The sequence below is a fragment of the Haloglomus litoreum genome, assembly GCF_029338515.1.
Classification (GTDB): domain Archaea; phylum Halobacteriota; class Halobacteria; order Halobacteriales; family Haloarculaceae; genus Haloglomus; species Haloglomus litoreum.
Genome location: NZ_CP119988.1, coordinates 1,493,457 through 1,506,231 on the forward strand (window position 1 = coordinate 1,493,457; position 12,775 = coordinate 1,506,231).

Below are 12,775 nucleotides of genomic sequence, written 5' to 3' on the forward strand. Positions count from 1 at the left end.
GGGTCACCGCCGGAACACCCCGGTGTGACCACGGGTGCGGAACAGCGTCGCCCCCGCACGGTCCGCGAGCTCCTCGGCCAGCTCCTCGGTCGTCGTCCCGCCACGGGCCGACCGCAGGAACTTGACCTTCACCAGCTCCTCGCCCTCGAGCTGGTCGCGCAACTCCTCGACCACCGGGTCCAGCCCGGCCTTCCCCACCCAGACCGTCACGTCCAGGTCGTGGGCACGCTGTTTCAGGTCGTCCGTCATGTGCGCTGGCATTCGGACCGGTCCGGTTTAAAAGCTACACACCTGGCCGGTCCGGAACGGCGGCCCGCGGCCCCAGCGCCACGGCGCGGACGGGACGGGGAGAGTGCAGGACGGGACGGGGGGACACACCGGGGGTCAGTCGTACGGGTACCGCGCGTGCTCGCCGCAGTCGCAGGTGACGACGACGTGGCCGTCCCGGGTCCGGACCCGTGCGTTCCGCCCCGGAATCAGGTAGGCATCACAGCGGTCGCAGGTGAACCGCCGGAACCGGACGGGGAGGGTGAGCCGGTGGCGCTCGGCGACCCGCCGGGCGAGTCGGACGTACCGCTTCGCGCGGTCCTGCCGGTCCGCGCGGGCGGCCTCGCGAGCGAGGTCGCGCAGGCGCTCGACCCGCTCGGTCGCGATGGTCCGGTCGCTCGTGTCCACACCGGCGCTCGGACCGCCCCGGGGTTGTGCGTTGCGGGTCGGCGTGCGCCGCCGGGGGCTCCGGGACCCACCCGTTTCAAGCCCCTCCGCCGAGAGGCCGCGCGCATGACGGGCCTGTATTACGAGGAGTTCGAGGTCGGCGAGACCATCGAGCACGGGAAGCGCCGCACCATCAGCGAGAGCGACAACCAGCAGTTCTGCGACATGACGATGAACCAGCAGCCGCTCCACCTCGACGCCGAGTTCGCCGCGGACACGGCGTTCGGCGAGCGCCTCGTCAACGGACTCTACACGATGTCACTTGGCGTCGGCCTCACGATCCCGGACACGACCGACGGGACCATCGTCGCCAACCTCTCGTACGACGAGGTCGAGCACCCGAACCCGACGTTCCACGGCGACACCATCCGTGCGCAGTCGACGGTGACGGACAAGCGCGAGACCAGCGACGGGGAGCGGGGTATCGTCACGATGCACGTCGAGATCTTCGCGGTCAACCGGGAGAACGACGAGGGCGAGGACGTGCTGGTCTGCGAGTTCGACCGGACGGCGCTGTCGCTGAAACGGGAGCACGCGGAGGAGTGAGTCCCGACTCGCGGCCGTCCGGGTGACACAACGGTTATTCGGCACGCCGCCGAGCCGCGACCATGGAGCCCTCCACGGCGCCCGACGGGGGCGCGCCCGACAGCGACGAGTTCGACTGGCTGACGCTCGACGCGGACGAGACGGTCGTCTGGGCCGACACGCCCCACGAGATGTCGCTGGTGCCGGCGTTCATCGTCGGCATCCCGCTCTCGCTGCTGCTGGTCGGCATCCCCATCCTCGTCGGCGCGTACCTCTCGCACCGGAACACGAACTACCTCGTGACGACGACCGCGCTCTACCGCAAGACCGGGGTCCTCTCGCGGAACGTCCAGCGCATCGAGTTCGACAAGGTGCAGGACACCTCCTACCGCCAGTCGTTCTTCGGCTCCTACTTCGGCTACGGGACCGTCGACGTGAGCACCGCCGGCGGGACCGGGGTCGAACTCTCGTTCACCAACGTCGCGGACCCGCAGGCGCTCCAGCGCCGCATCAACGAGCGCATCCGCACGGATCGGGACACCGGCGAGGACCGCGACAAGGCGGCCGTCCTCGACGACATCCTCGACGAGCTGCGGGCCATCCGGACCGCCGTCGAGGGCGGTGACGGGGGAAGCGCCAGCGCCCGGGCGGACGACCCGGCCGCGGACCGCGACACATGACCGACGACCTGCTGTTGCACGCCGACGAGGACGTGCTCTGGGAGGGCTCCCCGCGGCTGTCGGCCGCCGTCGGCGCCGTCGTCGGCGGGCTGGTACTCGTTGCTGTCGGCGTCGGGGGCGTGCTCTTCCTCCCGCCGGAGGCGTCGCTCCTCGCGCGGGCGGTCGTGGCCCTCCTGGTTCCGCTCGGGCTTGCGGTGCCCGCCTACCGCGTGGTCGAACTCCGGCGCACGCGCTTCGCGGTCTCGGACGCCGCGGTGTACGCCCGCTCGGGTGTCCTCTCCGTGACGGTCCGCCGTGTCGGGCTCGAACGCGTCCAGAACTCGGCCTACAGCCAGAGCGTCACCGGCTCGGTCTTCGGCTACGGGACCGTCACCTTCGAGTCCGCGGGCGGGCCGTCGGTGACGTTCTTCCGCATCGAGACGCCCCGGGAGGTCCGCGCGCTGGTCGACCGGCGGGTCGAGCAGGCCCGCGACCCGATACCGGGGACCCTGGAGCAGTGGACCGCGGTGCTGGCCGAGGTCCGGGACCTCCGTGCGGCTGTCGAGCACCGCGGCGGCGTCCGGTAGCCGACCGCCGGAGTCTTTCCCACGGGCCCCTTGCTCCCGGTATGGACGGACGTGCCCGTCCGCTCGGCGCCCTCGTCGAGCGAGCGGCGGCGCTGGCCGGGACGGCACCGCCGACCGCGACCATCGCCCGAGTCGGACTCGGACTGATGATCCTGCTCGCGGGCGTCCACAAGCTGCTCGCCCCGGGCGCCTGGGCCTACTACGTCGTCGACTGGCTCGCGCCCTTCCTCGTCCTCACCCCGGTCGAGTTCATGCTGGTGAACGGCTGGCTCGAACTCGCCTTCGGCCTCGCCATCATCGTCGACCGCTACACCGCCTTCGCCGCCGCGGTCGCCGCCCTCTCGCTCACCGCGACGGTCGGCTACCTCACCGTCGTCTGGGCCACTGCGGGGCGCTTCGGCGACGTGCTGGCGCGGGATGTCGGCCTCGCCGGCCTGGCGTGGGCCGTGCTGGTGGAGGCCCTTCGCTCACCGGAGTAGTTCTATCTCCGAGATTCTGTCTGTACTGCTAGCATATTCATAAAATTCGGAAAGCAAATATAAAATTCCTATAGGACTTTGGTAGCTTGTGGATAAGGTCCAGACCGAGTCGCCGAAATAGGCCCGTGAAACGGGCAGCAGAGGTCGCACTCGTGACACAGGCAATGGGGACCTCGCTCGTGGCACGGGCAACAGAGGTCGCGTTCGTGGCACAGACTTCCGTCCCTGCATACGCGCGAGCGAAGCGAGCGCGTTTCACCGGCACGAGGGCGCGAAGCGCCCGAGTGCCGGCTTTTTTTTGGAGCAGATTTTTTCGGTGAGCGGTTCGGCGGCTCCGCCACCGAACCCGAACCGAAAAACGGTGCGTTAGAAGAAAACGGTCCCGTGGTGGCGCGGCCGTTCCCCGCGCGTCTTGTTGCCGCAGTAGGTGTCGAGGCGGCGCTCCAGTTGCTTGCGGAGGTCGCCGGCGGGGAGCAGTTCGTCGACCTGCATCTTCCCGGCCTGCGCCCGGATGTCGATGTACTTGTCGAACTCCTGCTTCGCGGACTCGATGAAGGCGTCCTTGGCGTCACCCTCCATGTCCTCGATGGTGTCGGCGAACAGGGCGTTGACGGCGGCGTCGGGGCCCATCACGGAGATCTCGGCCGACGGGAGTGCGAGCGTGGCGTCCGGGCCGAAGGAGGGGCCGGCCATGGCGTAGATGCCCGCGCCGTACGCCTTGCGCGTGATGACGCAGAACTTCGGTACCTGCGCGTTGGAGGTGGCGTAGATGAACTTCCGGCCCTTGCGGAGGACGCCCTCCTTCTCGACGGCCGAGCCGATCATGAAGCCGGGCGTGTCACAGAGGTAGACCAGCGGGATGTTGTAGGCGTCGCAGGTCCAGACGAAGCCCGCGCCCTTGTCGGCCGAGTCGGGGAAGATGGCGCCGGAGACGTGGTTGGGCTGGTTGGCGACGATGCCGACCGTGCGGCCGTCGATGCGGCCGAGGCCCGTCACGAGTTCGGGCCGGAAGTCGGGCTTGAGTTCGAGGAAGGAGTCCCGGTCGACGACGCGGTCGATGACGTCGTGGACGTCGTAGGCCTTGTTCGGTTCGTCCGGGATGACCTGGTCGAGCCCTTTCGGGTTCTTCTTCGGCGGTTGGGCCGGGACACGGGGCGGCTGCTCGGCGTAGTTCTGCGGGATGAGGCCCAGCACGTCCTTGACCCGCTCGGCGGCGGTCGCCTCGTCAGGGACGACGATGTCGCAGGAGCCGGAGTGCTGGGCGTGGAGGTGGGGGCCACCGAGTTCCTGCATCCCGGAGACGTTCTCGCCGGTCATCGCGCGGACGATGCGCGGCGAGGCGATGGCCATCCCGGAGATATCCTCGACCATGATGAGGTAGTCACAGAAGACCGGCGTGTAGGCGGAGCCGGCGACGTCCGGGCCGTAGAGGACGCCTATCTGGGGAATCTGCCCGGACATGATGCACTGGTTGTAGAACATCTTCCCGCCCCGGTAGCGATCCATGTGGGTATCCCCGGGTTCGCGTTCGTCGGCGTTGAGCCGGGCGCCCGTCGAGTCGACGAGGCGGAGCATCGGGATGTCCAGGTCCATCGCGCGCTCCTGGATGCGGATGACCTTCTCGACGCCCATCTGGCCCAGCGAGCCCGCCTTCACGGTGTAGTCGTTGGCCGTGAAGGCGACCTTCCGGCCGTCGATGGTCCCGATGCCGGTGAGGAGGCCGTCCGCCGGCAGGTCGTCGTCGTCGGCGTGGCGCGCGAAGGTGCCGTCCTCGTACTCGATGCGGTCGAAGATCATGTCCAGGCGGTCCCGGACGAACACCTTCCCCAGCTCGTCGATCTTGTCGAAGCCGCGCTCCGGGCCGCCGGACATGATGCCCTCGATCTCCTCGCGGATGCGTTCCTCACGCTCCGTGACGACGGCCGCCTCCTCGTCCCAGTTCTCGCCGGCCGCCGCCAGGTCGCCGCCGCCGCGGTCCTTCAGCTCGACGGGCACCCCCAGATGCTCGGAGACGGCCGTCGCGATGGCCTGTGCGATCTCCTCGTCGGTCTCGTCGTCGATGGTGATCTCCATGGTGGATACGTTGGGCAACTGTCCGCGAGTTCAAAGTTGCACCGGTTCGTGTGAAGGGCTACCTCGCGCGGCGGCAAATAGGTACTGGTGTGGTCGGTTTCTCTCCGGAAGGGCAGGCCTGTCCGTGGCCTCGTAGTATGAACGGGGCGTGGGTTGCCGGCCCTCGGTCGGTAGAAGCACTTAAACCGAGCGTGTTGGCCGGGGAAAGAGTTAGGGGGGCGTGCTAGCGTGTGAGACCATGGCATTCTCCACGCGGCCGAGCCTGCGGCCCGAATCGTACCGGTGGGGCGTTCTCGGGGTCGCGTTCCTGGTCCACGCCACCTGCATCGCGCTCATCTGGCAGGCCGTGCCACCGCTGAAGCAGGCGATGGCGCCCACGCTGGGGACGGAGTGGGGTGCCGTGGTGGTCGTCTACGCCGCCTTCAGCTTCGGGATGATGCTGACACAGTTGCCGGGCGGCACGCTGGGTGATAAGTACCCGCTCCGGTACGTCGTGGGGGTCGGCGCCGTGTTCGCGGGCGTCGCGACCGTCGTCCGCGCGCTCGTCCCGACGCTGACCGGGCAGATCGTCCTCAGCGTCGTCGCGACGGTCGGGATGGGGCTGGTCAACCCGAACCTCATCAAGATCGTGACGGAGTGGTTCCCGCCCGAACAGCTGGGGCTCGGGCAGGGCATCCTGATGTCGGGGAACACGCTGGCCTCCGGGCTGGCGTTCTCGCTGTCGGCGGGCATCGTCCTCGGCGCCGTCGGCTCCTGGCAGTACGTCTTCGTCCTCTACGGCGGGCTGACGGTCCTCGCGGGACTGGTGTGGCTCCTGACCGTCCGCTCGCCCCGTGACGCCGAGCGCCCCGTCGACCCGGAGACAGGGGTTCCGTTCCAGACCGACAGCGGCGTCCCGCTCCGTGAGTCGCTGGGCGCCGTCGCCCGCTCGCCCTCGACGCCGTGGGTCGTCCTGCTGTCCATCGTCTCGTTCTGGGCCATCATCGGGTCGCTCTCGGTCCTCCCGGAGTTCGCCGACGCGATGCCGTACGACGTGCCCGAACTCGTCCTCGGGACGCCACTGTTCCTCGCGACGCTGGGCGCGCTCACGCTGCCGGTCCTCTCGGACCGCTTCGGCCGCGGCCCCATCCTCCGGGTCGGCGTCGTCGGGCTCGCGACGGGCATCCTCCTCACCGGGTTCGCCCCCTCGCTCCCCGTGTTCGTCCTCGGGATGGTCGTCGCCGGCCTGTTCGGTGGCGGCCTCAACGCCATGTTCTACCTCCTCCCCGGCTCGCTGGCCGACGTGGACAACGCCCACGTCGGGACGATGGCCGGTGTCATCCTCTCGCTGGGGCAGATCGGCGCCACGGTCGCCTCCGTGCTCGGCGCGCAGGTGCTGGAGAACGCCGATCTCGTCCCCGGCATCCCTGCGGTGGCCGAGTCCGCGATGACCGTCGCCATCCCGGTGCTGCTGGGGCTGGTCTGCGTGAGCCGGCTCCGACTGCAGGAGGCCGTGCTCGACGAGGACGGCACCGAGTCGGGCGTCGACGAGGACGTCCCTACCGAGGGCTGAGCGGCGAGATGTCGAGAGCCGGTTCCGCTCGCATCCCCCAGGTACTCCGCGACGACGGAGCGGACACCGCGGACGGACCGATGGCTACACTGCGAACGGTGGCTGACGAAGCGCCCTAAACGGTCCAGTCGGACGAGGCGCCCTACTCCCAGAGCGCGCGGGGGACGACCGACGGGATCAGCTTCGCCTGGATGCGGCGCAGGTGCTCGCCGACGGTCGCGGTCGATACGTCCAGCGTGTCGGCGATCTCCTCCTGGTTCGTCTCGCGGGGCGTCTCGAAGTAGCCCAGCTCCAGCGCCGTCAGGAGGATCTCCTGCTGGCGCTCGGTGAGCGAGGCGAACGGGTCCGAGCGGTCCGGGTCGTAGGGCCCCATCGACTCCAGCGAGAGCGCGAGCGACTCGGGCATATCGTCGACGGCCTGGCTGATGGCGGCGTCGTTGCCGATGACCGTGACCCGGACGCCGCCGTCCGGCAGGCACTCGATGGGGAGGTCGAGCGCGATGGCCTGGCTCCGGCCGACCGCCATCAGGTCCCGGACGACGTCGTTGGGCTCGAAGTGCACGAGGGTGACGCCGTTCGTCTCGCCGACGTAGTCGACGGCGTAGATGTCGTCGCGCTCCTGCAGCAGTTGCTTCCCGCGCTCGAGGTCGCCACGCGACGTGTAGAGGACGATGCCGGTGCCGTCGTCGAGGATATCGATCTGCCGGATGGAGAGGCGCTGGATGCCGGGCTCGGCGGCGATGGCGGCGTCCGCGGGGTGGAGCCCACCGCGTCCGGCGCTGATGACGAACGTCGCCTGGCGCATATCCCCACCTCACACCCGGGTATGAAGGCACTTTCGCCGTCCATACCCGCCGAAGGACACCCATTCCGGAGCGTCCAGAGGGGCCGGGCGGGATGGGATGGCTGTCCCCTCACTCCACGAGGTCGTCCGGGTCATCGTCGCCGAGGACGAACGGTCCGGCCGAGAGGGTGCGGGTCGCGATTGTCGATACGCGGACGACGTAGGCCGTGAGGACCGCGAACGGGGCGAGCCCGAGGGTGTAGGCCCCACCAGCGAGCAGGAGGAGCCGCGAGACGCCGATGGCCGTGCCGCCGACGAGCTCCGCGTCGATGGCGAGGATGGCGTACGACACGAGGACCAGGGCGGGCAGCGAGACGAACAGGAGGTCCCGCGAGAGGGTGGCGAACTCCCGTTCGAAGTAGAGCGATTTGAAGTACTCGCGTGCGGTGACGAAGAACTCCAGCGCCGCCACCACCTCCTCAAGCGCCGTCTCCACCTCCTCGGTCAGTTCGGTGCCATGACGCGAGCGGAACCGGCGGAGCGCGTACAGCTGCCCGGCGTAGTCGTACTCCAGCCCGGCCAGCAGGATGCCGAAGGTGCCGGCGCCGTCGTTGAGCTGTCGGTTGACCGCCTCGACGTCGCCGGCGACGCGCTCGCGGAAGGCGTCGATCTCCGCGGCGGGCTCGCCCTTCGTCCCCTCGTCCAGGCCGGGGTGGCCGGGAGCCATCCCGTCGACCGCGTCCTGCAGGTCCTGTGTCCGCTCGAGGATGCCCTGCGTGACCGCCCGGAGGAACGCCGTCGGCCGCGCGGGCGACACCTCCCGGTCGAGGACCGCCTCGGTCTCCTCGCGGAACTCGCGGGCACGCTCGACCCGCTCGCGCTGGCGACCCACGGGGCTCAGCTCCTGCGAGACGAACAGTGACGTGACGGAGACGACGATTGAGACCAGCAGGATGACACCCGAGAGCAGCGTGTTCAGCAGGCCGGCGATGGTCCCCCGCGCCGCGAGCAGCTGCTCGGCACCGAGGAAGACCAGCGCCATCGGCACCAGCGCCACGTACACCACCCCGAGCAGCAGCAGCGTGACCGCCCGCCGGTTGCCGGTCAGGAGGAACCAGCGACCGGGGGCGCCTGCGGCACTCATTGCCCGGCACGACGGCGGTTACGGGTTAAAATCCCGTGGAACGACCCGGACGCGGACGGCGGGTGCGGCCAGGCCGGCCCCTCTCGGCCCCGACTCGCGTCGGCTCGTGGCCCCCCACCAGACCCGTGCCGGCTCGCGGCGCTGGCCCCGACCTGCCGGGGCTCGCCGACCCGGCACCGTTTAAGTTGCGTGGGGGTGAACGGTGAACCATGACGAGCGACTCCGAGGAGGCGGGCGGTATCGGCGGGAAGAAGCTGGCTATCGGCGCCGTGCTGGTGCTTGGCGTCGTGCTGCTGGTGCGCGCGCTCCGCGGCGGCGGGGACGAGGAGACGGACGATGACGCGTTCGCTACCGACACCGTGGCCGAGTCGGATGCGGACCTCGCCGCCGACGCGTCGGACGCGCTCCCGGTCGACACGGACGTCCAGGGCCGCTTCGACGAGATCGACATCGTCGACGCCGTCTACATCCTCGTCGCGGGACTGAAGGCCGCACGCGAGGAGTACCAGCAGCGGACCGACGACGGCGGCGCCTGAACGGCCGGACTTTTCTCCCTGCGACCCCTCACGCCGAGCAGTATGCGAGACACCAGCCCCCGGTGGCGCCGGTTCGTGGAGCTCCTCATCCTCGCCACCGTGGCGTTCGTGTCCCTGCGGCGCCGTGGCGCCGCCGCGACCGACGGGGCTCCGGCCGGCTCCGACACGGCCGAGGACGGGCCGGAGATGGAGGTGGAACTCGAGCGCGTGAACGTCGGTGACGGCCTCTCGGTCACGGGTGCCGGCCTCGACCCGACGCTCATCGCGGACGTGCTGGAGCTGAACGAGGACGCCGCCGAACTCGTCGACGCGGCCGAGGAGGAGTTCATCCGCGAGCCCATCGAGACCGCGACGGGCGCCGAGGTGCCGGACGTGGAGGAGGAACTCGCGCGCCGGGTCCGCGAGTCGACGGTCTCCGAGACGGCCATCGACGAACTCGACCAGCTGGGGAGCCTGTTCGGGTTCGGGAGCCGTCGTCGCCGACGCGAGCGGGACGCCGACGCGGACGACGAGGAGAGGAACGAGTAGGTCGCCCCTTCCGGTAGACACTTCCTCCCGCCGGCCGCCCGGTGCGCCATGTCACTCCACCAAGCGGAGTTCGGCGTCGAGGGCAAGCGCGCCATCGTCACCGGTGCGAGTCAGGGCATCGGCCGCACCGTCGCGGAGACGCTCGCGACCGGCGGGGCCGACGTGGCCATCTGCTCGCGTTCACAGGAGCGGATCGACCCGGTCGCCGAGGGTATCAACGAGGACCCCGACGCGGGCGACTGTCTGGCCGTCGAGTGCAACGTCCGCGACCGGGACGATGTCGAGGCGTTCGTCGGGGCGACCGTCGAGGAACTCGGCGGTGTCGACATCCTCGTCAACAACGCGGGCGGCGAGTTCGTGGCCGCCTTCGACGACATCTCGCCGAACGGCTGGGAGGCCATCGTCGACCTCAACCTCACGGGGACGTTCCACTGTACGCAGGTCGCGGGCAACGCGATGCGCGGGGGTGATGACCCGGGCGGCACGGTCATCAACATGTCCAGCGTGAACGGCCAGCACGCCGCACCCAACGAGAGCCACTACTCCGCGGCGAAGGCGGCCATCATCCGGCTCACGGAGACGCTCTCGGTCGAGTGGGCCGACCACGGCATCCGCGTCAACTGCGTCGCGCCCGGCCTCATCCAGACGCCCGGCGTCGCCGACACGCTCGGCATCGACGAGTCCGACATGCCGCCCCGCGAGCAGGTGGACCGCCGCATCGGGCACACCGAGGACATCGCGGACGTGGTCCAGTTCCTCGCCTCGCCCGCTGCGGCCTTCGTCAACGGCGAGACCTACACGGTGAAGGGCGTCCCACGCGCCGGCAACTCGATGAGCGCCGACCTCGGACTGCAGTAGGGCGACTCCCTCTTCTCACGGCGGCCGTCGGATGGCGACGAGCGCGCGACCGGCCCGGACAGCCGTGGCTCCGTGGAACGTGTCGAACGGAGAAGAACGGGCAGAGGAACGTCGGGAGCGACTACGGCTCAGCCGAGCAGGCCGCCACCGCCGTCGTCGCTACCGCCACCGTCACCGCCACCGCCGCCGATCATGCCACCGCCGACGGGCGTCTGCGTGGGCGTCGCGGTGGGTTCGGGCGTCGCCGTCGGCGTCGGGGTGGGCGACGCGGTCGGCGTCGGGGTGGGCGTCGGAGTCGCCGTCGGGGTGGGCGTCGGAGTCGCCGTCGGGGTGGGCGTCGGAGTCGCCGTCGGCGTGGGTGACGCTGTTGGTGTCGGCGTGGGTGACTGTGTCGCGGTCGGCGTGGGTGACTGCGTCGCGGTCGGCGTGGGTGACTGTGTCGCGGTGGCCGTCGCGGTCGGCGTCGCGGTCGTCGCGTTGGCAGCACCGCCACCCCCGGCCGGACCGGGGTTCGCCTCGACACCGGCCTGGCCGGGGTCGACGACGCCCCCGGCGCTCAGGATGGTGAACGCGACCGCCACGGCGCTGGCGGCGAACAGGGCGAACGCGGCCAGCTTGATGGGCGGCGTCTCGTCGCCGGTCCCGGCGGCCGGCGAGGGCTCGCCGAAGCCGGGGTCCGATGCGGTCGGACCGCTGGCGGCGGCGTTATCGGCTGCCTCGGCCGTCATGCCGCCCGTGGCGCCGGCCGTCGCGGTCGCACCGGCGGGCTCGGCCTCGGCGGCCGGTGCCGGCTCGGGTTCGGGCGCAGTGAACTCGCTGTCACCGGCCGCGAGCCAGCCGTCGAAGTCGAACCCGCCGTTCTCGAACTGGAAGCTGCCGGTCGCGGCCGCGGCGCCGGTCGCGGTACCCGTCGCGGTCTCGGTCGCGGCCGTCGTCTCGGCGTCGAGCGACTCCGCGCCGAGCCAGCTGTCGAAGTCGAACCCGCCGTTCTCGAACTCGAACGCCCCGGACGCCTCCGCGCGCGAGGCCGTCGTGTTCGTGCCGGTCGTCGCGCCCCCCGAGCGCGACACGCCCGGGATGACGCTGACGATACGGCTCACGGCCTCAACGATGATGGCGCCGATGATGCCGACGATCAGCAGCGGGATCGCCTTCGGTCCGGACGGGAGCTCGGCACGGTCACGCTCGAAGGTGACCACGCGCGGCCCGTCGCCGCCGAGACCGACGCTGGCCGGCAGCTCCGACGGGCTGTAGAACGGGTCGGGCGTGCCGTCGTCGCCCTCGCCGCCACCCACGTTCTCGCGCGGGTCGACGTTCTCCATCCAGGCGCCGAAGTCGAACCCGGTGGCGCCGGCGCCACCACGCACCGGCTCACCACCGTCACCCGCGAGTCCATCGTGCTCGGTCGTCGCCCCCGTGCTGTCCGGTGGGGCGTCCGAGTCCGGGGTGCCGAACTCGAACTCACCCCCGTCTTCGTCGTCCCCAGTGTCGTCGGGCGTCCCCGACTGGCTGTCGTTGTGTCCTGTCATGCGCGACGCTCGTTTCTACTCACGTTCCTGTACAGGAACCGCATAAAGACGTTGGTGGTATAGTGGGGTATTTTATAACTCGGTAGGGCGGGCGAGCGGGGTACTACACCGCGCCAGCGGCTCGCACTCGAGCCCCGAGTCACCCGAAGTTCTCGACCTTGGCGGCGTCCGGTTCGGCGCCGGCCGCGGTGAGCGCGGCGGTGGCCGCGTCGAGGAACGACTCGAAGCCGTAGACGAACAGCTGTTCGCCCGCCGTCTCCGTGACGACGGCCGCTACGGCGTCCGTGAGCGGCTCGTCGGCACCGAGAACGTAGACCTCCGCTCCGGCCGCCGCGAGCGCGGCGAGTCGCTCCTCGTGGACCGGCGCCTCGTCGCGGTAGACGACCGCGGCCTCGTTGCCCTCCGCGAGCGCGCGCTCGGCGATACCGACTGCCGGGCCGATGCCCGGCCCGCCGGCGAGCACGACCGCGCGTGCCTCGCCCTCGTAGAAATCGCTCCCGAACGGGCCCGCCGTCTCGACACGGTCGTCGGCCTGGAGCGCGAGGAGGTACTCGCTGAACGGGCCGCCCTCCTCGGGGTCGTAGCCGACCGTGATCTCGAACGTCCCCTCGACGTCGGGCGACGAGACGGTGTAGAACCGTGACACGGGTTCGTCCTCGACCGTGGCGGTGAGCTTCACGAACTGTCCCGGCTGGGCGTCGAAGCCGGCGGGTGTCTCGAACTCGATGGCGACGGTGTCCGGCCCGCACTCGCGCACGGCGACGACGCGGAGGTCGGTTGCGTCCATGTCGGTGGTCGGTGAGCGAC

The 12,775-nt window shown here is 70.4% G+C and carries 15 protein-coding genes; 8 read left to right on the plus strand and 7 right to left on the minus strand.

What is annotated here, in order from left to right; genetic code table 11:
* Nucleotides 1-3: 3 nt before the first annotated feature.
* Both P2T62_RS07300 and P2T62_RS07305 read right to left on the minus strand, forming a co-directional pair.
* Nucleotides 4-249 (minus strand): YhbY family RNA-binding protein, encoded by a 246-nt coding sequence (locus P2T62_RS07300; protein ID WP_276260740.1) that lies wholly within the window; start codon nucleotides 247-249, stop codon nucleotides 4-6.
* A 135-nt stretch (nucleotides 250-384) separates the two neighbouring features.
* Nucleotides 385-675 carry a ribonuclease P protein component 4 gene (locus P2T62_RS07305; RefSeq protein WP_276260741.1) on the minus strand — a complete coding sequence of 97 codons (291 nt, stop codon included), beginning with the start codon at nucleotides 673-675 and terminating at the stop codon, nucleotides 385-387.
* A gap of 24 nt (nucleotides 676-699) precedes the next feature.
* On the opposite strand from P2T62_RS07305, the gene P2T62_RS07310 reads away from it, so the two are divergent.
* From P2T62_RS07310 to P2T62_RS07325, 4 genes are all read left to right on the plus strand, one after another.
* Nucleotides 700-1,260, plus strand: coding sequence for a MaoC family dehydratase (locus tag P2T62_RS07310; RefSeq protein WP_337250437.1), 561 nt, complete (start codon nucleotides 700-702; stop codon nucleotides 1,258-1,260).
* Between the two features lie 62 nt (nucleotides 1,261-1,322).
* Nucleotides 1,323-1,919 (plus strand): PH domain-containing protein, encoded by a 597-nt coding sequence (locus P2T62_RS07315; protein ID WP_276260743.1) that lies wholly within the window; start codon nucleotides 1,323-1,325, stop codon nucleotides 1,917-1,919.
* A complete protein-coding gene (locus P2T62_RS07320) occupies nucleotides 1,916-2,485 on the plus strand; it encodes a PH domain-containing protein (protein WP_276260744.1) in 570 nt (189 codons plus the stop codon). The genes P2T62_RS07315 and P2T62_RS07320 overlap by 4 nt, the downstream gene beginning before the upstream one ends.
* 41 nt (nucleotides 2,486-2,526) lie before the next feature.
* Nucleotides 2,527-2,964 (plus strand): DoxX family membrane protein, encoded by a 438-nt coding sequence (locus P2T62_RS07325; RefSeq protein ID WP_276260745.1) that lies wholly within the window; start codon nucleotides 2,527-2,529, stop codon nucleotides 2,962-2,964.
* Nucleotides 2,965-3,330: 366 nt separating this feature from the next.
* Here the strand turns inward: P2T62_RS07325 and P2T62_RS07330 are convergent, their stop codons facing one another.
* Entirely contained in the window at nucleotides 3,331-5,037 is a 1,707-nt protein-coding gene (locus P2T62_RS07330; RefSeq protein WP_276260746.1) for an acyl-CoA carboxylase subunit beta, read from the minus strand.
* Nucleotides 5,038-5,275: 238 nt separating this feature from the next.
* On the opposite strand from P2T62_RS07330, the gene P2T62_RS07335 reads away from it, so the two are divergent.
* Complete coding sequence (locus P2T62_RS07335) at nucleotides 5,276-6,589, plus strand: MFS transporter (RefSeq protein WP_276260747.1); 1,314 nt, start codon at nucleotides 5,276-5,278, stop codon at nucleotides 6,587-6,589.
* Between the two features lie 142 nt (nucleotides 6,590-6,731).
* Here the strand turns inward: P2T62_RS07335 and P2T62_RS07340 are convergent, their stop codons facing one another.
* Both P2T62_RS07340 and P2T62_RS07345 read right to left on the minus strand, forming a co-directional pair.
* Complete coding sequence (locus P2T62_RS07340; protein ID WP_276260748.1) at nucleotides 6,732-7,394, minus strand: helix-turn-helix domain-containing protein; 663 nt, start codon at nucleotides 7,392-7,394, stop codon at nucleotides 6,732-6,734.
* 109 nt (nucleotides 7,395-7,503) lie between these two features.
* Nucleotides 7,504-8,517, minus strand: a complete 1,014-nt coding sequence (locus P2T62_RS07345; RefSeq protein WP_276260749.1) for a DUF7972 family membrane protein — start codon at nucleotides 8,515-8,517, stop codon at nucleotides 7,504-7,506.
* Between the two features lie 209 nt (nucleotides 8,518-8,726).
* Between P2T62_RS07345 and P2T62_RS07350 the strand changes: the two genes are divergently transcribed.
* From P2T62_RS07350 to P2T62_RS07360, 3 genes are read left to right on the plus strand one after another with little or no spacing between them, the layout of a single operon-like run.
* Nucleotides 8,727-9,053: a hypothetical protein gene (locus P2T62_RS07350; protein ID WP_276260750.1), complete on the plus strand. Its 327-nt coding sequence runs from the start codon at nucleotides 8,727-8,729 to the stop codon at nucleotides 9,051-9,053.
* Between the two features lie 42 nt (nucleotides 9,054-9,095).
* A complete protein-coding gene (locus P2T62_RS07355; protein WP_276260751.1) occupies nucleotides 9,096-9,581 on the plus strand; it encodes a hypothetical protein in 486 nt (161 codons plus the stop codon).
* Nucleotides 9,582-9,629: 48 nt separating this feature from the next.
* Entirely contained in the window at nucleotides 9,630-10,439 is an 810-nt protein-coding gene (locus P2T62_RS07360) for an SDR family NAD(P)-dependent oxidoreductase (protein ID WP_337250438.1), read from the plus strand.
* Between the two features lie 128 nt (nucleotides 10,440-10,567).
* On the opposite strand, the gene P2T62_RS07365 is transcribed toward P2T62_RS07360, so the two are convergent.
* Both P2T62_RS07365 and P2T62_RS07370 read right to left on the minus strand, forming a co-directional pair.
* A complete protein-coding gene (locus P2T62_RS07365; protein ID WP_276260752.1) occupies nucleotides 10,568-11,968 on the minus strand; it encodes a hypothetical protein in 1,401 nt (466 codons plus the stop codon).
* A 139-nt stretch (nucleotides 11,969-12,107) separates the two neighbouring features.
* Nucleotides 12,108-12,755 (minus strand): FAD-dependent oxidoreductase, encoded by a 648-nt coding sequence (locus P2T62_RS07370; protein ID WP_276260753.1) that lies wholly within the window; start codon nucleotides 12,753-12,755, stop codon nucleotides 12,108-12,110.
* Nucleotides 12,756-12,775 lie beyond the last annotated feature (20 nt).

Coding starts and splice junctions, on each gene's coding strand:
- P2T62_RS07300 (WP_276260740.1), bottom strand. CDS start 249: ATGACGGACGACCTGAAACAGCGTGCCCACGACCTGGACGTGACGGTC.
- P2T62_RS07315 (WP_276260743.1), top strand. CDS start 1,323: ATGGAGCCCTCCACGGCGCCCGACGGGGGCGCGCCCGACAGCGACGAG.
- P2T62_RS07320 (WP_276260744.1), top strand. CDS start 1,916: ATGACCGACGACCTGCTGTTGCACGCCGACGAGGACGTGCTCTGGGAG.
- P2T62_RS07325 (WP_276260745.1), top strand. CDS start 2,527: ATGGACGGACGTGCCCGTCCGCTCGGCGCCCTCGTCGAGCGAGCGGCG.
- P2T62_RS07330 (WP_276260746.1), bottom strand. CDS start 5,037: ATGGAGATCACCATCGACGACGAGACCGACGAGGAGATCGCACAGGCC.
- P2T62_RS07335 (WP_276260747.1), top strand. CDS start 5,276: ATGGCATTCTCCACGCGGCCGAGCCTGCGGCCCGAATCGTACCGGTGG.
- P2T62_RS07340 (WP_276260748.1), bottom strand. CDS start 7,394: ATGCGCCAGGCGACGTTCGTCATCAGCGCCGGACGCGGTGGGCTCCAC.
- P2T62_RS07345 (WP_276260749.1), bottom strand. CDS start 8,517: ATGAGTGCCGCAGGCGCCCCCGGTCGCTGGTTCCTCCTGACCGGCAAC.
- P2T62_RS07350 (WP_276260750.1), top strand. CDS start 8,727: ATGACGAGCGACTCCGAGGAGGCGGGCGGTATCGGCGGGAAGAAGCTG.
- P2T62_RS07355 (WP_276260751.1), top strand. CDS start 9,096: ATGCGAGACACCAGCCCCCGGTGGCGCCGGTTCGTGGAGCTCCTCATC.
- P2T62_RS07360 (WP_337250438.1), top strand. CDS start 9,630: ATGTCACTCCACCAAGCGGAGTTCGGCGTCGAGGGCAAGCGCGCCATC.
- P2T62_RS07365 (WP_276260752.1), bottom strand. CDS start 11,968: ATGACAGGACACAACGACAGCCAGTCGGGGACGCCCGACGACACTGGG.
- P2T62_RS07370 (WP_276260753.1), bottom strand. CDS start 12,755: ATGGACGCAACCGACCTCCGCGTCGTCGCCGTGCGCGAGTGCGGGCCG.